This window comes from Paenibacillus sp. FSL P2-0173, from assembly GCF_038008045.1.
Classification (GTDB): domain Bacteria; phylum Bacillota; class Bacilli; order Paenibacillales; family Paenibacillaceae; genus Paenibacillus; species Paenibacillus polymyxa_B.
The window spans coordinates 1,157,257-1,179,568 of sequence record NZ_JBBOYK010000002.1; the positions used below are offsets into that span (position 1 = coordinate 1,157,257).

At 49.0% G+C, this 22,312-nt stretch carries 7 protein-coding genes; all 7 read right to left on the bottom strand.

Translation table 11 applies throughout. The features are described 5' to 3' along the window. Positions 1-18 precede the first annotated feature (18 nt). The 7 genes from MKX30_RS15540 to MKX30_RS15570 all read right to left on the bottom strand — a co-directional run bounded on the left by MKX30_RS15540 (position 19) and on the right by MKX30_RS15570 (position 22,280). Positions 19-4,938, bottom strand: coding sequence for a condensation domain-containing protein (locus MKX30_RS15540; RefSeq protein ID WP_341058083.1), 4,920 nt, complete (start codon positions 4,936-4,938; stop codon positions 19-21). Next, on the bottom strand, positions 4,935-12,548 hold the full coding sequence (locus tag MKX30_RS15545) for an amino acid adenylation domain-containing protein (protein WP_341062968.1): 7,614 nt from the start codon (positions 12,546-12,548) through the stop codon (positions 4,935-4,937). The genes MKX30_RS15540 and MKX30_RS15545 overlap by 4 nt, the downstream gene beginning before the upstream one ends. An 83-nt stretch (positions 12,549-12,631) precedes the next feature. Further along, the gene (locus tag MKX30_RS15550) at positions 12,632-13,780 is read right to left on the bottom strand and encodes an archaeosine biosynthesis radical SAM protein RaSEA (RefSeq protein WP_076157858.1); all 1,149 of its coding nucleotides are present in this window, start codon (positions 13,778-13,780) and stop codon (positions 12,632-12,634) included. Positions 13,781-13,782: 2 nt separating this feature from the next. Then, positions 13,783-15,189, bottom strand: a complete 1,407-nt coding sequence (locus tag MKX30_RS15555) for a condensation domain-containing protein (RefSeq protein WP_068938681.1) — start codon at positions 15,187-15,189, stop codon at positions 13,783-13,785. Between the two features lie 13 nt (positions 15,190-15,202). Beyond that, on the bottom strand, positions 15,203-16,234 hold the full coding sequence (locus MKX30_RS15560) for a class I SAM-dependent methyltransferase (protein ID WP_034094990.1): 1,032 nt from the start codon (positions 16,232-16,234) through the stop codon (positions 15,203-15,205). Continuing rightward, positions 16,231-19,146: an excinuclease ABC subunit UvrA gene (gene uvrA / locus MKX30_RS15565; RefSeq protein WP_341062969.1), complete on the bottom strand. Its 2,916-nt coding sequence runs from the start codon at positions 19,144-19,146 to the stop codon at positions 16,231-16,233. Before uvrA ends, MKX30_RS15560 begins: the two co-directional genes overlap by 4 nt. A 38-nt stretch (positions 19,147-19,184) precedes the next feature. Further along, positions 19,185-22,280 carry a cyclic peptide export ABC transporter gene (locus tag MKX30_RS15570; protein WP_341062970.1) on the bottom strand — a complete coding sequence of 1,032 codons (3,096 nt, stop codon included), beginning with the start codon at positions 22,278-22,280 and terminating at the stop codon, positions 19,185-19,187. Positions 22,281-22,312: the final 32 nt, after the last annotated feature.

Below are 22,312 nucleotides of genomic sequence, written 5' to 3' on the forward strand. Positions count from 1 at the left end.
CTTTGAATGAACCGCACGTTAATGGGATACCTTAGACAGGTTGGACACACTACTAGCAATGGTCTTGATTATTTTGTGATACCTTTCCAGCATAGAGTGGACATAGGAAGATTCCAGCAAAGCGGTATTCCACCTCAGGGAACAGGTCAGTCCGGTTGTTGATTTCACGACTGACAGTTGCAGTGCTGCTGGCTCTGAGGGGTATACACGCAATCCCACTTCCCCTCCCTCGGGTAAAGATCTCGTTCCATCCTCTGTGCAAAAGACGACGTTATAACGTGATGAACCCTCCCTCCCGCTCTTCAACTCATTAGGGTCCAGCAGCAAATGAAACGGATATAAAACAGCTTGAAGCGCAGCTTGATGTTTGTCCTTCACTTTTTCTAGCAAAGGATTAAACGACGAAAGCCCCTCCATCAAAACTCTGACTGGCACAGGATGCTGGATACATAAAGGTACTCCGCTGCCCTGAACTGGATGTCCTTCGGGATGCATGACATAGATCAAAAGCTCCTCCGCATGCGTTAATTGCCGCAGCAGCAGGAAATAACAGGCGAATAGAACGTCCGTAACAGAACCTTCATGACTGGAGGCAAAAGCTTTTAGAGCTTCAGTCTCCTCTGTGGCGAGAGGCACTTCAATAGAAGTCCACTCGGGTGTTACAAAAGCTTCTTCCCCGCGTTTGAACGGCAATCCGATCGGAGGAAGCGGCTTTTGCAGTGCCTCAGTCCAATACGCCTTTTGAGGCTCCAAATATCCTTCCTGCAGCAACCGTTGTTGCCAATAAGTAAAATCAATCTGCGAGATGGACTGAAATATGTGGGCTGTATCCACTGCCGAATCCGTAACAGCAGCGGAATAGCGAATAAACAGTTGTTCCAGCCAACCTTTCAGATCGAGGCACTCCGTTAGTAATGGATGAACGGCGACGATCAATTGGCATCGTTCGTTGCTGTCACAACCCAAGCGTATCCGGTACAGCGGACCTTGTCGTAACTCGAACGGGTTCCGATACTCCACAGCCACACGGTGTTCCGCCCAAGAAGCTGCATCCCCCTCTATTACATCTGTAAATTTGTAATCCAACGGAAGACACGCCTGCACCTGCTGAGTCGGCCCGGCTGTCTCTTCCCTAAAGGTTGTTCTGAGCGTGCTGTGTTCGGCTTGCAGTTCTTCCAGCACTCTGGCAAATAACGTTTGATCCACCTTGCCTTTCCACGTTGCATGAACGATCACATTATTAGTTGATCCTCGATGTCGCCATATCTGCTTTTGATAAAAAGACAAAGGGTGCTGCTCAGCCTCCGGTGCCGGGCAGATCGCAGGAAGCGCAAAAGTAGAGTCCTTTCCCTGCCGTTTCTGTTTCATCTTCTCCGCTTCCTCAGGTGAAAAAATCCGGTACTCCGCTAAAGCTTGCTCAGGCTGGTCCACAATCTGGTCGATCAGGCTGAGCAAATGTCCTGCCAGCGCAGTGATCGTCTGTTCGTGAAACAAACGGGAGTAATACTCAAAGGTACATTTCAGTTCCCCTTGCATTCCCTGAAAAATGTCGAGCTTTAAATCCATGGTTGAACTGTGCTTGGCCCAGTCCACCATGTTCAGCGTTAAATCTCCCATCGTAAATTGGGTTTTCTGCATCCCCTGATTATGTAAAATAAGCATGGTGTCAAAAATAGGGTTGCGTGAAAGATCGCGCTTCTGATCCAGATGCTCCACCATTTTTTCAAATGGATAATCCTGATGATCATACGCGGCTATGGTGCGATGAGCCACCTCCTTTAAGAAGTCCGTAAAGCGCCGCTCACCCGCTGGAGTATTACGAATAGGCAAGTAGTTGGTAAAAAGTCCTATCGTATGCTCTACACCCGCATAACGTCTGCCAGCAATGAGGGAGCCTACAATGACATCCTCCTGCCCTGTGTATTGATAAAGCAGCACATTGTATACAGCAAGAAGCGTCATATACAGCGTAGCGCCATGCTCCTGTCCCATCGCTCGCAAGCGTTCAGCGACCACTTTGTCAATCGTGAACGAGTACACCCCCCCTTCAAAAGTCATCACAGGCGGCCGGGGATAGTCACTGGGCATTTTCAGAACAGGCAATCCTGACTCCAGTCCTTCCGTTAACGTCCTCAGCCAAAATTGCTCCTGTTGCAGCATCTGCTCACTTTGCAGAAAAGCATTTTGCCATACCGCATAGTCCTTATATTGGATACGCAGCGGCGGCAGGTTCTGCCCGGCATAAAGACTGGTAAATTCCCGAATGAGGATCTCCATGGAAACGCCATCCGAAACAATATGATGCATATCAAACATCAGCAAATGCTTGTCCTCTTCATCACATTCCTCCGTTAATCGCAGCAAGCGTATCCGAAGTAAAGGAGCCTCTCCCAGGGAAAACGGCTGGACAAATTCCTCCATCAGCTTTTGTACATCTGCTCCCTTTGGAGCCACACCCAGCGATATAGCAAGCTCAGCCTGCGGAAGAACACTTTGCACAATTTCATCCTCCGCAACATCAAACACCGTCCGAAAGGATTCATGGCGACGAATGATCGCAGCAAAAGCAGCTTTAAAGCGTTCCACATCCAAGCGTCCCGTGATCGTAGCCGCTCCGGGCATGTTGTAACTCAAATTGCCTTCTGCCAGCTGCTTCAAAATAAACTGACGGCGCTGCGCATTGGATACGGGATAAAATGCTTGTGGAGACACAGGTTCAATGGACTGGTAATCCGATTTTTTTTCACCTGAAATAAGCTGGGCAAGCTCACGAATGCAGGGATGCCCAAACAAATCAACCAATGTAATTCGTGTATGGAATACCTGGCTTATGGCAGTAATCAGATCTGTTGCCAACAGAGAGTCCCCGCCAAGTTCGAAGAAATCCGCATCCACAGACAGCTCGTCAATGCCTAAAATTCGGCCCCAGATACGTGCCAGCCTGTCTTCTGTTTCCGTCGGAACATACCCGTCACCAAAGGAAACGCGTGCTTCGCTATAAGCTGACACCTGTTCATCGCGTTTGCTGCTTCTACGTTGGATCGGCGGCTCCACCCAATATCGTTGCTTCTCCCAAGCGTATGCAGGCAAGGGTACTTTGACACACCCACCTGCCGGATAATCCTCCGCCCAGCGCCTGTTCTCCCCGGCAACATATCGCCGGGCAATCATCGGGGCATCATCTGTATCCAGCGCCATTTCTACCAGGGACTCGCTGCACATGGAACAGAAAATCCCCTGCTGCTCCAGCCCTGTTCCATCCTGACGAACAAAAGCATCATAGGCCTGTTTGAGCTTTGTCCAAAGGCTGCGTCGATCCGTGACCGGAATCGCCAGCCGATAAGCATGATGCTCTCTGCCCGTATTCAGGACGTAACAGATATTTTCCAAAGGCGGAATATCGTCATTCTCCAAAAAATCAATATATCGGGCAGTCAATCTTCGCAGTGAATCCTCACTGTATGCCGAAAGGGTAAATACACGCTCCCCACCGCAGGGTAGATCGGAGGACGAAGAAAGGGAGGGCCTGCTTCCCTGATAATCCTCCAGTACCACGTGACAATTTGTACCGCTTAATCCCCATGAACTGATACCTGCCCTCAGCGGAATTCCATCCTCACTTCGCCATTCGGTTAGCTTCGTATGGATATAGACCGGAGAACTATGCAAGTTCATCAACGGATTAGGATAAGCAAAATGCAGGGTGGGTGGAAGCTGCTTATGCTGTAAAGCCATGATCATTTTGATTAATCCTGCCATGCCTGAAGCGGAATCAAGATGACCGATATTGCTTTTGACCGAGCCGATACCGCAAAATTGTCTGTTTTGCGTATACCTGCGAAAGGCATTCGTAATCCCCTTAATTTCAATCGGATCTCCAATTTTGGTCCCCGTTCCATGGGCCTCGATGTAAGAGATCGTGGAAGGGTCAATGCCCGCACGCTTCCACGCCTCTACAATCACTTCTTCCTGAGCTCGGGCATTCGGGGAGGCCAATCCGTTGGAGGCACCATCCTGATTGATGGCACTTGCTTTAATCACGGAGTAAATATAATCGTGATCCCTCTCGGCTTGCTCCAGTGGCTTGATCAGAACAACACCACAACCTTCGCCCCATCCCGTACCGTCGGCATCCGCGTCGAAGCTGCGTGATTGTCCTTGCGGAGAAGTAATCCCCAGCCCGCCCGGCTCCATCCTGGTGGGTAACGCACCAATGGCTACCCCACCCACCAAAGCCATGCTGCAATCTCCAGCGCGTAATCCCTCACATGCAAGATGCAAGGCAACCAGGGAAGACGAGCAGGCGGTGGCTACACTCATTGCAGGACCGGACAGATTCAGCGCATAAGCGAGACGGCTTGCGATAACTGGCGGGAAATTCCCGACAAAGGCGGTGGACGACTCGCTTTCGATCAGCTCCTTGTATCGCGCTTCACTATAGCCGACATATACCCCCACTCGTGAGCCACGAATGCGTTCACCACCATACCCTGCATCCTCAATGGCCTCATAACCGGTTTCCATGAACATACGCTGCTGCGGGTCCATGTATTTGGCTTCACCCGGAAGAATATTAAAAAATGCCGCGTCAAACGTATCAACTTCCTCCAAATAGCCTGCCGGCATATATGGCCCTTGATTCTCCTCATCCAAAAAGGGACGAATCTGCTCCAAACGTGAGCTTGGAAACGTTCGTATCCCATTCAAACCGTTGACCAGATTACTCCAATATTGTTCCTTGTTATCTGCTTGCGGGAACCGTCCGGCTACGCCGATAATGGCTATATCCCTGTTGCGGTTTATTCCATCGTGGGCTGCGGACGATGAAGCAGTTTTGAGCCGAACCTGATATTGCTTGATCAGAGAATACGCATGCTCTTCGGATAATTCCTGTTTGGCTACAAGCTGCAAAATGGCTTCAACAAACGTATCCCTCATATGCTTTCATATCCTTTCATAGCTTCATCCACTGAAATAGCGTCCTCCTTTACACGCTTGATCAGGCTTCGTAAATCCTCGTCCGCGCCGGAAACTTCGACCTGTAAGTGCGGTGCTACGTCCGTCACTTCTCTTGTGCTGGCGGCATGCCTGTTTTCCATAAATTGCGCCAGCTGTGCAACTGTACCGTACGAGAACAAATCCCCAGCCTCCACTTCGGGATCAATCCGTTCATTCAGAAGACTCAGCACTTTCAAAATAAGCAAGGAATCCCCGCCGATTTCAAAAAAATGTTGACCTACATCAATTTCCTCGTATCCCAGCACCTCTGCCCATATTTGAGCGATCTGCTGTTCCAGCTCTGTGTAAGGCTCTGTTGTTTTCCCTTTCAGACTGACCTTCACATCTGTCACCAAACGGTTAGGCTCGACAGATGGCAGAGCTCCTGCTTCCTTGGTGGATTTAGCTACAGCTCGGCGTCGACTCGTCAACATATCCGGCGCAAGCTGAATTTTCATCATCGGCGCCCATTCACGCAACTTCTGTGTATCAAACTTGCCGATGGCCACCTGATCCAGCGGATAAGACAAGCTCATGCGGAAAGCAGCCAGCGCATCTGATACAGGCATATAGTCCATGCACCCTGGTCCAGTGAGTCCCTCCCACGCATACCAGTTGATCGCAAGCGTCGTTTGCCCCTGCATGTTACGCTGTGCGCTGAAGGCATCCATAAACGCATTGGCAGCCGCATAATCTCCACCGCCAGCTCCGCCCCATAGCGAGGCTACCGAGGAGTATAGAACAAAGAAATCTGTCTCTTGTTCCGCCATAAGCTTATCCAATACCAGCGTTCCGTGAATTTTGGGGCGAAGCACCTTGCGAAAATCACCCAAATTCTGAATCTTCAGCGGACGACTGGTGTCGCCGCTAGCTGCCGCACAATGAACAACTCCCTTAACGGGGCCATAACGAGCTTGTACATCGTCAAAAATGTGTTGCATCTGCCTATAATCAGCCACATCTCCCGCGTAATAATGCACCTTTGAGCCGTGTTTTTCCATGTCTGCAAAGGCCGAAAGCTTACGGTAAATTACGGTATCAGCCTTCCTTTGCACCGGATCATTTATGATGTGTGACCATTGCGATTTTTCCGGCAGCTCCGTTCGGTTCAGGATGACTAGATGGATCGGAGCTTGCTCGGATAAATACCGGCTAACCTCCAGTCCTAATCCCCCTGCGCCTCCAGTCACGATATATACGGCACCCGGACGAACGGTGATGGAACGCCGGGGTGGAATACCCGGATGATTCCGATTATCTGAAGTGCTTACCGTATCCGATTCGAGACGAGACATACCTTGGATGTAACGCTCCTGACGGATGACAACGAATGAATCCGTTTTGTTTTCTTGCAGCTCGGTCATGATCAGATCCGCCACTTGCTCGTTGGTGTGGTGGAGCGTTTCGACATCCAGTCCGAAGCATTGCAATTGTGGATGCTCCTGAGAAATAACTTTGACCAAACCGTGAATCGCCGCTTTTTCAGGTGATACTTGTTGCTCGTCCGATATCCGCTGGGTAAAGTTCGAAACCACCCGCAAGTCCAGCGTTTCATGCAGACCCTGATGAAGTAATGCTTTAGTCAGAAAATAAAGACTATAGACACCTGACTCCAAACCTGCATCCACTGTTTCAATGTTCACTTGGGTTGACGGGGTGGCTGTGCAGGTCCAGAGATGAACGATACCGTTCAAGCGCTGATTACGTTGTCCCAGTTCATTCATGAGTTGAATATAATCTGCTTCTACACCCGGCTGGATGGTGTACTGATGATCGTTCCGTTTTTCAAACCTTTGCCCAGCCTCTACAGTCACCACATGATGACCGGAGCGCGTCAAGCGTTGCACCAGTTCCTCACCAATCCCCAGCTTGTCTTGGAAGATTAACCAGTTTCCTTGAGCTAGCACGCCTTCTCTTGTCTTCTTCAGTTCTTTTTTAATCCACCGAACACGGTACATTAAATCTTCAACCCTGCTCACTTGTTCTTGCTCGCTCATTCGACCGATAATCAGCGCGGTTTCAGCCTCGGCACGGTTTGGCAAATGCATAGGAAAGGTTCGTACCTCCGTGAATCGCTCCTCCTTCAACAACTGCCCCCATGTTTCCGTCGGAACCAGCGGAGAATCCTTCCGTATGTCCTGATCCTCGAACAGCCACCATCCCTCCGTCATGCCCCAGACGAGATTTTCCGCAGGCTCGTTCTGCACTTTTTCGATCATAAACAGGGCTCCACCGGGAGCAAGCACCTTTTTCAACTGGGATAAGGATGTTCGTAAATGGCTTGTGGCATGAACTACATTCAGGCCAATAATGATATCAAACTGTTCCTGCGCAAAGCCTTGTGCCAAAGGATCTTCTTCAATATTAAAAGTCTGATATCGAACAAACGGGTACGCTGAAAACTGCTTCTGCGCTTCCAAAATGATGCCCCGGCCCAAATCGGTGTAGCAATACTCGACTTGACGATTTGCTATGGCTGGGAAAAGAACCTTGCCCACCGTTCCCGAGCCAGCCCCGACTTCCAGAATGCGGAGCCGTTTTCCCGCTTGCGCTAAAATATGCTGCTTTAATGCGTCCAGCGCCATCGTCTCACACAGATCGCCCAGCGTACGTCCCTGATTGGCAAAGCCCGCCAGGAATTGCGATGTACCATCGGGAAACAGCACACTCAGGGGTGACCTTTTCCCGGTCAGCACAGCCGGATAGGCGTCCAGACAATACTTCAACACCTTGAATGTTCCCGTAAATGCCGGATATTGTTCCACGTATTGGTTACATAAGGCCGACAGATCGGGAGCTAACCCTTCAAGGGTTAGCGTGATATTATCACCGTCAATGCAGATGTAGCCCTGTTCTTCTACGAAACGCAGCATGAACCGAAATAGACGCTGATATGTGGAAGTAATCCCTATCGTATGCAACATTTCTGACTCTTTATATACTTTTCCGGGTTCCGTGAGCGTCCCCCATTGTCTGAATAATCCGATAATAAGCTGGGCCGCAAATTCATCAACCGCCTTTTTATAGCCCTGTACTACCGCAAAGCCGCTCTCTTCCAATAACCGTTCACCAAATTGGAAAACCGCCTCGGTAGCCTGCCAGAAGTCAGGAGCTTCCTCCTGCGTGTCAGGGGTCAATTCCGCACTGTTTCGTACATGCGGTGGTTGCTGAACTTTGGGTTCAACCCAGTAGCGCTTCTCTTCAAACGGGTAGCCTGGAAGAGGGACTCGCACCCGATTTTGCCCGTGATAATAGTCCTCCCATTTCAGCTCCCTTCCTTGCATATACGCCTTTGCCATATGCTCCAGCGATTCCGCAGGCTGTACCCTATACGGCTCAGGGCTGTTCCCTGTTTTTGCTGTCGTATTTACGTATATTCGTTCGCGATCCGGTAATACCGAAGCTGCATCATGATCGCTCTGCTCCACGAACAGCATGAGCTTACGCCGTAATTCTTCCTGCGAGCCGACGACGGTAGCCAAACGGCAGGCGTCGTTTCCACGGCTGATATTGGTACAGTAACAAATGTCTGCCAAAGCTTCGTTGGTATTTCCCAGATAAGCTGCAAACCTGTCGGCATAAGCGTAGAGCGCTTGTTCAGTCCGGGCTGACAAGGTGAATACATATTCCTCGCCCAGAGAAGGAACTTCTCTTTGGATCGCATATTCCTCCAGCACAACATGGCAGTTCGTTCCGCTCAAGCCAAAGGAGCTTACCCCCGCACGACGAATTCCGCAGTCTGGCGTCCATTCCTGAAGTGACCGAGCAACATAAACCGGAGAATTTGCAAAATCAATATGTGGGTTAGGCACTTTAAAATGAAGGGATGCCGGAATCTGACGCTTGGTGATGGCCAGCACTGCTTTTATAAACCCGGCAATCCCTGCCGCTGAATCCAGATGCCCGATATTGCTTTTGACGGAGCCTACCGCACAGAACTGCTTACGATCTGTATACCGTCCAAAAGCCCGTGTAATGCCCTCCATTTCAATAGGATCACCTAGCTTGGTGCCTGTTCCGTGCGTTTCGATATAAGAAACCGTCTGCGGATCAATCTCCGCACGCTTCCAGGCCTCTTCAATCACTTCAGCCTGCGCTGCCGCATTGGGAGCTGTGATCCCGTTGGAGCGACCATCCGAGTTAGCTGCGCTTCCTTTGATTACTGCGTAAATATAATCACCATCAGCCACCGCCTGCTCCAGTGACTTCAGTACAACAGCGCCAACCCCTTCGCCACCGCCTGTACCATCTGCCGATGCGTCGTACGCCTTCGTCTTTCCATCAGGTGAGGCGATTCCCATATTGAAGAGATTTTCATCCACCATCGACAGATACAGATTGACACCACCAGCTACAGCCATTTCACAACCGCCGGACGTTATCTCCTGTACCGCATGATGCACGGCGATGAGTGAAGAGGAACAGGCTGTATCAACAACCTCCGCCGGGCCTGTCCAATTGAAGGCATAAGCAATCCGTCCGGCAATCACAGCCTGCAAATTCCCCGGAATTGCGGAAGGCTCTACCTGTGGCATAAGGTCCACATATTGCGGTGTGCCTGTCCCTACGAACACTCCTGTCTTCGAGCCATACACCTCTTTTTCCGAGTATCCCGCATTCACCATCGCTTCCCATACAACCTGCAACAGTAGACGCTGCTGCGGGTCCATCATCCGTGCTTCATTAGGGGATATTTGAAAAAACGATGCATCAAAGCCATCAATTCGATCCAGATATGCCCCTTGCGGCAACGATCTTGACTGCCCGACTACATCATCTGAACTCTGAGCAATATCCTGTAACCGATGGGCCGGAATGTCGCGGACGGCATCCACCTCGCGACACAGATTGTCCCAGAAGTCATCGCAATTGTCCGCCATAGGGAAACGGCAAGCCATGCCAATCACAGCAACATCACCGTTTCGCCCCTTGCTTCCAAGCTCAGGTCTGTGGGTATGTAGTCGTTTTGTTTCCGTTTTGCGAAGGGCTTCGGTAGGTTGCTCTACACCGCCGAACTGAATGATTTTAGCCTGCATGGCGATCGTATGATGTGTAAAGAGCTGCGGAATCGTCAGCTGAACTTTCAGCAGATGGTGGATTCTGCTTTGCAGTCGCACGATAGACAACGAATTTCCACCTGCTTCAAAAAAACTTTCCTCCACACTAACGACAGGTACGGCCAGCAGCTTCTTCCAGATCTCCGCCAGCTGTTCTTCCAGCTCATTACGTGGTGCCACATATGCACGGGTTTCGGTAATTCCAATCTGGTGCAGAGGCAACGCTTTTTTATCCACCTTGCCGTTCACTGTGACAGGCATGGACTCCAAGCAGACGATATGAGCCGGGACCATATAGCCCGGTACATGCTGCTTCAAGTACGACTGGATATCGCTCGTTCTGACCGGAGATTCTTGCCTGGCTCCCGATTTTTTCAAGGTATAAAAGGCAGCAAGATCCTCGGTTCGTTCCTCTGATCCATGCGGAATGACCACGGCTTCTTTGATGGACGGATGACTTCTGAGAACAGATTCAATCTCCCCCAGCTCCACACGCATCCCCCGGATCTTAACCTGATCATCGGACCTGCCGACAAACTCCAGATTGCCGTCGGGCAACCATTTCACCAGATCGCCTGTTTTATACATCCGTTCTGATTCGGTCCCAAACGGATTCGGCACAAAGCGTTCTGCCGTCAAGCGTGGATTGTATAAGTATCCGCGCGCCAGTCCAGCGCCAGCGATGAACAGCTCACCAGTAGCTCCGAAGGGCAGCAAGTGCTGCTGTGGATCCAGAACATATACCTGATAATTCAGCAGAGGCTTACCTATAGGTAATGTTGCTCGCTGCTCTACAGGCAGACATTCATACAGAGTTGTATTAATAGCCGCTTCCGTCGGGCCGTAAATGTTGAGCAGCTTGTCTATGTTCAGCTTATCGCGTAATTGCTGTACCAGCTCGCCGCTGCAAACCTCACCTGCCACCATAATAAAAGCAAAGTGATGTTCGATATCTGTCACCTGTTCCAACAGCACTTCCATCAGTGAAGGTACGGTATTCAACACGTTAATCCGTTCCTTCCGTACCAGTCCCCAAAAGGCGCTTGGATCGGTTTTGGCTTCTTTTGGAATCAGATACAGTGTCCCGCCTGTAGCTAACGGTAAAAAAATCTGCTGCACAGAGGGATCGAATGTGAACGGAGCCATCAAAACATGTCTCAACTGTTCATGGAAGTCATAGATGCGTTTCAGTCCAGCCAATTGATTGACAATATGACGATGCTCTATCACCACCCCTTTGGGCGCTCCCGTCGAGCCTGATGTGTATATGACATACGCTGTATGATCAGGTCTACCCTCAAACGGTAGATTGGACGGCTCCCCCGCATATAATGCAGGATTGGATAGATCGAGCACTGTTCCTTGAAAAGCATGGGTATCCACATGCTGTGGAGGTGAGATCAACAACTCCATCCGACTATCCGTTAAAAGCTGCTGTACCCGCTCTACTGGAAACGTCGGATCTATCGGACAATACGCCGCTCCAGCCTTTAATACCGCTAAGATGGCAATGATGACCTCCGTCGTCGACTCAGCCATGATGCCCACGATATCATCCGATCCCACTCCGTGACGTTGTAAAGTACGGGCCAACTGATTTGCCTTCGCATTTAGCTCTCTATAGCTAATGCGATACCCTGCCTCGACCACAGCAGCTTGTTCAGGCGTTGTCATCACCTGTTCTTCGAACAATTGATGCAGCAAGGTCACACCCGGCAGCTCTACAGCCGTCTGGTTTAATCCATGTACCAGAAGCTCTCGTTGCTGTGGAGCCAGCATATTTGCCGCATCATCCTCCAGAGAGACCGCCGATTTCTCAGGCCATTGAGCCAGAACATACAGCAAATTTGCAGCAAAGGATTGGACTAGGGACAACGAATACACCTCAGGCCGATAAACCAGTTGCAGCATTCGACCTTCTTCGTTTGGTACAAGCTTGATCATCAGATCGAACCGATCCAGGTCCTCAGTCACCGTTTGTAATCCCTCATCCACACATGCCAGTTGCCACAGTTCTTGCAGTTCTCTCCCGTGAAGAGATGTCCATTTGTTATAGAGAAGGGGCACAGAAACATCCTGATGATTCAGCGTTCGAGAAAACTCGGCCTTCATGTCTTCGTTAAGCTCACGCCAGGTTCGGCTTCCCTGAACCCGCGACTTGAGAAAAAGTACATTTCCCCGCTTGGGTTCGGACTGTATAAGCGTCGTCGTGCCGATACAAATATCCTCTGACTGCGAATAGCGATAGACCAGCCCTGACAGCGCCGTCAGGAACAAAATAAAACGTCCCAACTCCGAGCCCTTCGACATTTGATCCAATTGACGAATCGTTTTCCTGGGAATAACCATTTCGAGCGTTTCCTTGCGAGCCTCCAGCTGATGGTTAGACTTGCTTCTGCTTGTAGGCAGTAATTCCCTCGGCAGGTCTTGAGACCATTTTTCCATCCAATATTCTTCAATGATCCGACCTTTCAAATGTGTACTTTTGTCCATACACACTCCCCTCTCTGTCAACCGTTCCAGGCCTTCATGAGCTGACGAATCTATCCTATTTTTCAGTTGATAATCTCAATGAATCACTTGATTAATTCACTATTCAAAATACTCAGTCTTTCCTCAAATGGAGGATGCACGTGATTCAGTTCCTTCTTCCATTCAGCCTTGCAGCTGCAATCCAGATGGTCCAGAACGCTCGGATTAAGAGTGTGATTATACTCCTTCAACGCCTCCATTACTCGATCACTGCAATGCGGACAATTGTAAGGCACCCCGACAGGGGAAGGGTAAAATTGGAACAAGCCGACGATGATCTTGCCCAAATGCGCCGTCCGTTTTACCACCTCAACGATGCTCCAGAGCCATGCCGGTTTATAGGCACCCTGGTCACTTAAATATTGCACCAGTGTATAATCCTGTACGGTACAGCTTTCCAGTGAAACGGTCGTCGTACCGAGCTCAAAAGCATGCTCAATCGTTTGTACGGCATGTTCGATAGCCTCTTGTTCCGTAATAAAGGGCGGCTTCAGCAACACATAGCTGCGTAAATTCAGCTCCTGGGTCACCAAGCGAGCGGCCTTATCAAATTGCTTTAAGGAAAAGCCTTTGTTTATGCATACATACCGCAAAAAGTCGTCAATCATTTCGAGCCCCATGGCGACTTCCACATGCTTATCCGGTAAAAGGCGCTTAATTTCCGCCATATTTTCTTTCGTTACAAATTCGGGTCTGGTTTCGATGACCAGCATTTTGATCTCAGGCTTTTCTCCAACCATGCGTATGATTTCCCACAGCGCTTCAGCCGGAACTTCATTGTCGTTGAGAATGGAGCCGTTATTATACAGATTGAGTAAAGGATATTTGCTAAAATCAATCCGCTTAAATTCCTCACTAAATTGCTCCAAATAATAATGGGCAGAGAGAGGGCCGTCTTTACGTGTTTGCTTGGCCAAATGACCGCACATGGTGCAGCCATTTCCGTTTTTCAAGGCCCACTCACATCCGTTAGACATTAAATACATGACTGCGCGTTGATAGTTTTTTCCCTGAAAGTTTTCCTCACGAATATCCGTTTCTGTCGCTACTTTGTCCAAATGATACTGTTCATCTGGAATTTTAGCGTGAATCTCCTTCATTAGATTGGCGATGAGTCGGTAATAGTGGGCGGTTTCTTTCGTGGTCATCCATTGATAGGAATCCATTTGTTCCCAAGCTTTCGGCTTCTTCATCTTCATACACTCCTTTTCAAAGTATCCGGGCTATAGTCAAATTCAATTGCCCAGACCTCTTCCAGTCTCTTTTCCATCTCCGTCAAGGAGTGAATATTCTGAATGGCATAATCTCTTTCTGTAACGATCAGCCTGAGCAAAGCAACATAACGTTCACATAACAGTTCAATCGCGGACGGCTCATATTTTGAGGGCTGATACATGATTTGGATGGCAGTTTGCTCCATTTGATGAATGCTCACCAGAAGTGAATAATCCGTTACGCTATGGCCAGAAAAGGATTCCAAGGTCAATTCACTCTGTCGATTGATCTCCAGCGGATAATTTTCAATCACAAGCAACGTATCAAAAAGACGCTCTGTGCTTCTGAAATTGCCGTAAGACTGTATATCCACAAGCGGTGTTGTTTCGTAGGGCTGTCTCGCTACGCTGGCTTGCTGAATATCGAGCAAGGCTTGTTGCAGCGTATCTCCATTGCCTGACTGTAACCGTACAGGAACCGTGTTCATCAAAAGCCCCACTACCCGTTCAATTCCAGGCAGGCTGCTAGAGCGACCAGATACCGTCGTGCCGAAAAGCACATCCTGACGTCTGCTGACCTTTTGCAGCAGAATACCCCAGGCCGCTGTAAAAAGGGTACCTACTGTCACGGATTCTTCCTTCGCAACAGCTTCAAGCCCCCTCACCAGCTCCGATTGCAAAACATACGATTCGCAAGCCGTATCGCTTATTTCTGAGCTAGAAATTGTATCGGGTAAACACAGGGGCTGAACCTCATATCCAGTCAGGTAAGCTTGCCAAAATGCCTTGCTTCCGCTTCTATCCTGCGTACCAAGCCATTTCACGTACTCTCCAAAACGCGGCTTGGCTAATCGTTCTGGCTCCCGGCCTGCACGCAGCGCATCATATGCCCGGATAAACTCACCCAGCACAATGCCATTACTCCAGCCATCCATCACAATATGGTGGTTGCTGACCATCATGATATGACGATCATGTGCCAGCCTAAACACCGTAATCCGCAGTAGGGGGCCCTCGGACAGGTCAAATCCTACAGCACGGTCTGCCTCGCGCAGCTCCTGTAGTACCGTCTCTCGCTCCACCTCTTCCATTTCTGTGAGGTCATGGAAAGTGAAAGACAGGACGCGTCCTTTCAGGACAATCTGAACCGGGTTCTGGATCTTTTCCCAGCGGAATACGCTTCTCAGCACTTCATGCTGTTGAATCGTCCATTTCCACGCCTCACAGCAGACAGATAGATCAAGCTGACCCTGCAGCGTATAGCTGTATTGCTCAAAGTAAGCTCCTGTATCCTTGTCCCGTAAATAGTGGTAGAGCATTCCTTCCTGCATGGGAGTCAAACCAATGACATCCTCCACACGTGTTTTGTTCAATGGACGGTGGCTCATGGTTGTCTCCCCCTTACAATTGAATGATAGTGCCAATCCCATACGCGAACAGTCCCTCTTGCGGGTGACGAATAAACGGCTCTCGACAGCCCGTTGGGTCTACAAATTCCTCAAAGGAGGGATAACTTTGTTTCACTTCATCCCAGAAAACGCCAACATCATAACCTCTTCCCCACGTTTCAGGCCGCATGCTGATATCATGAAAAGCAATCATGCCGCCCGGTGCCACCAGCTCTTGATACATACGAAAATCTGAACTCACTCCACCGTAGGAATGATCTCCATCGATAAACAGAAGATCAATCTGCCGTTCTCCTAGAACCTTTTTCAAGTCCTGTTTGGTGGAGCAGTGAAATGAACGGTCTCGAATAAAAGAAAACTGCTGCCCCGTGCTGCCAAAGCTGGAATAGAGCTGCACCTCACTGTCATCCTGACCCCCTCCATACGGTCCACCCGGATAATCAATACTGACGAGCAACGCGTCCGGATCGGCCAGTTGACTCAGGCAATAAAATACACCGCCGCTGGCTGTCCCGATCTCAACGACTGTTTTAGGCTTTTGGCTCTTCACGACCTCCAGAAAGCGACGCAGCTCATAGGGATTCTGAATGGCTGGAAAAACAGGTACATGCTCGGCGACACGCTCCAAAATAGCTCTTAACCGGATAGATTGCGGACTGGTCACGTCTTCTTGAAGATTTTCCGGGGAAAGCAGTTCGAATAACTCGGGCACGATGACCTTAGCCAAGAGTCCTTCCACATCAGGTTCATCTTCTCCGTCCAGTAGCCATGCTTCCGGCAGCCGAGGAAGCATGTCCTCAGGATTTTCGCCTTTTTCAGTGGCTACTTTGAGACGATTTGCCTGTTCCCGTGTTAGCTTCACATACCCAGGCTTCCATGCATGAATGAGTATAAAATCCCCCTTTACCTTGATGTGATCCAAGCCAAACTTGTGCACCCATGGCAGATCGTTGTATCGCTTTTGCAGATAATAATTTAGGGGGCCTGTCGGGAGAATGCGTAAATGCTCCAATCTGTTGCTCATGCTCTCACCTCGTTCTCGTCGTAATCCATTCCTAAGTTACGTAAAAAAGATCCGGTATGGGAGTGCTCACAGGTCGCAACCTGCTCAGGCGTTCCAGCTGCCACTAGCTGTCCACCTCGGGTGCCCCCTTCAGGGCCAAGGTCTATCACATAATCTGCTGTTTTGATCAGATGCAGGTTATGTTCAATGATGAGTACGGTGTTGCCCTCATCCACGAGCTGTTGAAGGATAGTTAGCAGTCGCTGAATGTCGTCGGGATGCAAGCCTGTGGTCGGTTCATCCAAAATGTACAACAGGCTGCGCCCTTTTTTTAACTGACTTAGCTCCTCTACCAGCTTAATACGCTGGGCTTCCCCGCCAGATAATGTCGTGGCAGACTGACCCAGCTTCATATAACCAAGACCCAATTCGTTCATGAGCTTCAACTTGCCGTAAATATCCGGTTGGTCAGCGAAGAAAACAGCAGCTTCTTCAATGCTCATCTCCAATACATCCGCGATATTCTTCTCGTGATATGTAATTGCCAGTATATCCTCGCTGTAGCGTCTGCCCCGGCACGTTTCGCAAACCATTTCAACGTCAGACATAAACTGCATTTCAGTGACGATCACCCCGAGTCCTGAACAAACTTCACAGCGTCCACCCGGTGAATTGAAGCTAAAATGTGCACTCTTTCGTTGGAGTTGCTTAGCTATTTCTGTCCTGGCAAACAGCTTTCGAATGGCGTCAAACACCCCCACATAGGTAGCCGGAGTGGATCGCGGTGTCCGTCCAATTGGCTTCTGATCGATACAGATCACCTGATCAATCGACGCTTCTCCTTTCAGCTCTACATCGTGCTTCAGATATGCAGATTTACCATCCAGGCGAGAACGTAATTTCTCATATATAACGTTATGAACTAGCGTGGTTTTCCCTGATCCAGAGACCCCTGTAACACAAACCAAACAACCCAATGGAATACGAATATTCAGGTTTTGCAGATTATTCTCCCTGGCTCCCAGCACCTCAAGATATTTCCCGTCACAGGCCTTTCTTCGTTGGGTGGGAACAGGAATACCTTGCTTGCCGCTCAAATATTGTCCTGTCAAAGACTTCGAATTGCTCATGACTTCTTCCACCGTACCCTGTGCTACAATTTCACCGCCGAGCAATCCTGCGCCAGGTCCAATATCAACAAGATAATCCGCTTGGGCCATAATCTCCTCATCATGTTCGACGACCAAGATGGTATTTCCCAAATCCCGTAGTCTGTGAAGCATAGCTATCATTTTCCCGGTATCCTTCGGGTGTAATCCAACACTGGGTTCATCCAAAATGTAGATCATGCCCATCAGCCCAGAGCTTAATTGGGTCGTCAAGCGTACGCGCTGGGATTCACCACCCGAGAGCAGGGTCACCGGACGGTTCAGATTTAAATAGTCCAGTCCCATATCCAGCAGCAGCGTCAAACGAGTCTTGATTTCCTGTAAAATGGGCTGGGCCACAGCCGCAAGACTCTCGAAAACTTGAGGTGCCATTCGCAGTAGTTCATCACAGCCTGCATACAGCTCAACCAACGGCATGTTCGAAAAATCGCGGATCGTTTTGTCCCCCACACGATATAGCAGTCGTTCTGCCTTCAAACGTGCTCCTCCGCAGCTCGGACATACTTGTTCCCACATCACTTCCTTGTCTTCCGCTTTCATGGCGCTCATTTCATCCTTGGCATTAGCGTTAAAGCGCTCATAAATAAGATTCACAATCCCTGCAAATCTTTCGTGCATCAGCTTGCCACCTGTAGCAGGATTCTCAATTGCAATCTTTTCACCTTGAGTACCGTATAGCACAGCGTATAACGCCTCATCTGGCAGATCCTTTACCGCCGTGCTCAGTTCAAAATGATATCGGGTCGCTAGTCCCTCCAAAATTTTTCGATTTTTATGAAATTTCTCTTGCTCACATTGCCAGCCAAGTAGCTGAATCGCTCCTTCAGCTAGACTTTTGGATCGATCAGGAATCACACGTTCCAGATCTACTTCATAATGAGTGCCCAGTCCTGTACAAGTCGGACAAGCACCCAAAGGACTATTCGACGAGAAAGCCCCTGCCGAAATTTCACTCGCCACCATACCACAACAGGAGCAACCGAAATTTGGATTCCATACGAATCGTTTATCAACCATAGGTCGAATTCGAATCCAGCCATCTCCTAAGTCCAGTGCTTTATCCACCATAGCTTGAATATCTTTGCGTTGCTCCACGGAAGCTGAAATCGTAATTCTGCCAACCAGTACCTCCAGCTGACTGTCTCCTTTTCCTAGACGTACTGCCTGTGGAGACATACTGGAAAACAAAACCTCAGCTTGCTCTACATCCAGCATTTTTTGATTCCAGCTTAATTGGGTGTAGCCTTTTTTTTGTATTTCCTTCAGCAACGCGACAGGCCCTTCATGTGGCATGGAAAGGATCGGCGCATAGATTTCTATTGAAGCATCAGGTGAGCATTGGAGTACCTGCTCCGTGATTTTTTTCCTTGTCTGCACAGGCAGTGCTTCCTGACAGTAGGGACAAACCGCCCGACTTGTTCGTGAAAACAACAACCGGACAAAAGAGGAGATTTCGGTCAATGTACCCACGGTTGACCTCGGGTTGCGCGAGACCGTCTTTTGCTCCATCGCAATTGCCGGAGACAACCCTTCGATCAAGTCCACATCCGCCTCTTCCGTTTTTCGCAAGCCCATTCGTTCATATGCGGACAGCGACTCCATTAAGCGTCGTCGCCCTTCCGCATATAGTGTATTGAAGACAAGCGATGATTTACCCGAGCCGCTAACTCCCGTGAAAACAACCAGTTGATCTCGCGGAATCCGCAAGGAGATATTTTTCAGGTTGTGCTGTCTTGCACCTTTGACAACAATGTAGTTTTGCATGCTAAGCCCACACTTTTTCATAAATTTTAATGGATTGGTTATGAGCCACTGACTTCAGCACTCAACACCTCCAGCTCCTTCATCTGCCCCATTTCCATCTTCAGCAGTCGGTCTGCGGTATGGAAATAATGGTCATCATGCGTAATGGCGAAAATAATTTTACCCGCCGCCTTCATTTCAGGCAGAAGTGTATGGTAAAAGAACTTGCGGAATTCCGGATCTTGATCGGCAGCCCATTCGTCAAACAAATATACGGGTCGATCTTCCAGATAACAGATCAAAAGCGCAAGCCGCTTTCGTTGTCCACCTGATAGCTTGAGCGTACTGAAATATCCATCCTTGACCGTTACTTTTTCCTCCAGTCCCAGTCTTTTCAGATAACGCTCAATGTCGGACTGCTTTTCCTTATAATCAATGTCGTACAAGCGCTCAAACAGATGAAAATCAGAGAAGACGGTGGAAAAATACTCGCCCGACGTGCGGGCATCAATGACTTCTCCATTGATCGTGATGTATCCCGTTTGTGGAGGATAGAGGGCAGTCATTAATTTAGCAAGCGTCGTTTTACCACTGCCGTTGCCGCCTGTGATGAAAATGGTCTGTCCTTTAGCCGCTTCCAGTGTAATAGGTCCGACCAGAAAGCTGGACTCTCCAGTCACGTTGCTGTACTCGAAGCTAAGATTATGAAAACCAATTCGTTCCACAGCCACTTCTTCATCCACCAAACTCGCAGTATCATACACTTCTCCGCTGTCATCAGTCGGCATTTCCGCAATAAAGGCTTTAATTCTTCGCCAGGAGGTCCGAATCTGGAACAGCTCCGGCACAGCCTGCAACAATCCGTTGATGGGTCCGATCAAGTAGAGGAACACGACAACAAATTGAATTAATGTGTAATCCTTAATGTTCGGGAAAATCGTCGGGAACACAAAGGTAACTACACCTAAAATTAAAATCAGCAGCGTCTCGCCCAGCACCAGTGCATTGGTAAATTTAATGCGGGACACGGAGCGTTTTTGACGATACTGTTCACAGCTATCCTGAATATCGCTGCTAAACTCCGTCTTTTTGCGTCCATGCATACTAAGCTCTTTAAAGCCCTTGAGCATGTGGTCGATGAACCCCAAATACACGTTTTGGGTATCCCTCGCCTCTTCCCAATAGCGGTTAGCCGTACCGCTGACGATGCTATAAAATGCGGCAATCACCGCAATGACAACAAGGGAAAGTATCGTGCCCCAAAATGAAATCGTACCGAGATAAACAAAGCAGCAGATGACTGTCAGTAGACTGGTCGCGAACCCCACCGCCACATTGGCCGAGAAGCCCACCATCTCTGTATCATTATTTAAAGTGGCTAAAATTTTGCCATTGTCCATGCGTTCTAATTTGTCATAAGAGCTGTGTAGCACACGTTGAATCAGTTCCATTCGTTTTCGATAAATCATGTTGTAGGTAATCTTCACTAATTTGGTTTCAATCAGCTTGCGACCGAAAATATAAACCGCCAGCGCTAATCCGAAATAATACAGCAGATATTTGAGCGGTATTTCGCTGCCAATTGAGAAATTGACGATAAAAATGACAAAAGCATTCGCCGCCCCGCTTAGCAAGCTCATCATTACCAGTAAAGGAAGCGAGCGTTTATTTTCGTCTGTGTTCGGAAAAATCGTACCCAACACCAGGTAGCCAAAGCTCAAAAGCAATCCCAGCCCCAAGGCTCCAATCGCAAACGGAAAGCTAAACGGAGACCAGACAATCGCGGTTGTCCATGAAACGCCCTGCATGGCAGTAGGAACCAAATAAACTCCATACAAAAACGGTGTACTGCAAAGTAAAAATAGCAGCCATGTGAGCAGCTTTTTTGGATTCAAAGGCTTCAAAACACGTTGTTTGCGGATGATATCTCGTACCACCGTAATCAACAGGACCCCTACCGCCAGCACATAACATGCCAGCATGATCGTAATAACGGACCACGCATTGTCTGTTTTCTGATCTGGCTCATACGGAGACACAGGCTGCCGATCTCGTAAAATGTCCATAAGACCATGCCCCGTGATATACGTTAACGTGGTACCGTTGTTCGCCATAATCCCTACAGCCAGCTGATCCTGAGGGCGAAAAACCATATAAGCAGAAAAATTCGGATTTAATCCAGCCTTGGACACCTCTCCGTTTCCGCTTTGGTAGTCAGCCCAGCCCATAGCATAAGACGACATATCAAACTTGCTGGGGGTAACGGTGCGGTCAGGCGCATGAGTTTCCATAATTAATGGAGTCATGGGAGATTTCAGGCTGCCCAACTGATATTTGAGCCAAGTGGCGAGGTCATTTCCGTCCATCATGATATAACCAGCGGGACGGTTTCCTCTAAAGACAGGGGATTGATATTCACGTGCTTGAAAAAAGCCGTTCTTGTAGCCTGTTGCCATCGTGGGTGCGGCTTCTGTGGGATAAAGAGTAGTTTTATTCAGACCTAAAGGCTGAAAAATATGGGTCTTCATATAATCTTCGTAAGGTTGCCCTGTGACCTTTTGAATGACAGCCCCCACGATTGCGTAGTTAATGGTGGCATATTCAAAGCGTTCGCCAGGACGATTATGTAATTCCAGGCCATTCACATTTCGTACAACCTGTTCCAGTGAATCGGGACGGTTGGAGATCGGGATGTCGGTAATTGTGTACCATGGAATGCCACTGGAGTGATGTAACAGCTGCCGCAGTGTAATCTCGACATTTTGGTGCTTATACTTGGCTTGAAACCATGGAAAAAACTTTGAAACGGGATCATCCAGCTTCAACAACCCCTGCTGCTGTAGTTGCAGCACGGCAAGTGCTGTAAATCCTTTGGAGCAAGAGGCAATTTCAAAGCTTGTCTCGGGTGTTACAGGAACCTGCTTGTCCACATTGGCATACCCAAAACTTTTGAGATAGGCCGTTTCCTTTCCACGAACCACAATAACTGTCATTCCAGGGATATGACCTTCCTGCATCTTCTCATGAATAAATGCTTCCAAACGCTGAGTGGTGTTTTCATTCAATCCTGCTGCGGCCTCCGCACGACTGGGCGGAATACATGTAGCCACTAAAGCGAAAATCAGGATAACCGCTGCCATTTTTCTCATGATCATCTTTTTACATTCCATAATCGCTCCAGCTTTCT

Coding starts and splice junctions, on each gene's coding strand:
- MKX30_RS15540 (WP_341058083.1), bottom strand. CDS start 4,938: ATGAGGGATACGTTTGTTGAAGCCATTTTGCAGCTTGTAGCCAAACAG.
- MKX30_RS15545 (WP_341062968.1), bottom strand. CDS start 12,548: ATGGACAAAAGTACACATTTGAAAGGTCGGATCATTGAAGAATATTGG.
- MKX30_RS15550 (WP_076157858.1), bottom strand. CDS start 13,780: ATGAAGAAGCCGAAAGCTTGGGAACAAATGGATTCCTATCAATGGATG.
- MKX30_RS15555 (WP_068938681.1), bottom strand. CDS start 15,189: ATGAGCCACCGTCCATTGAACAAAACACGTGTGGAGGATGTCATTGGT.
- MKX30_RS15560 (WP_034094990.1), bottom strand. CDS start 16,234: ATGAGCAACAGATTGGAGCATTTACGCATTCTCCCGACAGGCCCCCTA.
- uvrA (WP_341062969.1), bottom strand. CDS start 19,146: ATGCAAAACTACATTGTTGTCAAAGGTGCAAGACAGCACAACCTGAAA.
- MKX30_RS15570 (WP_341062970.1), bottom strand. CDS start 22,280: ATGATCATGAGAAAAATGGCAGCGGTTATCCTGATTTTCGCTTTAGTG.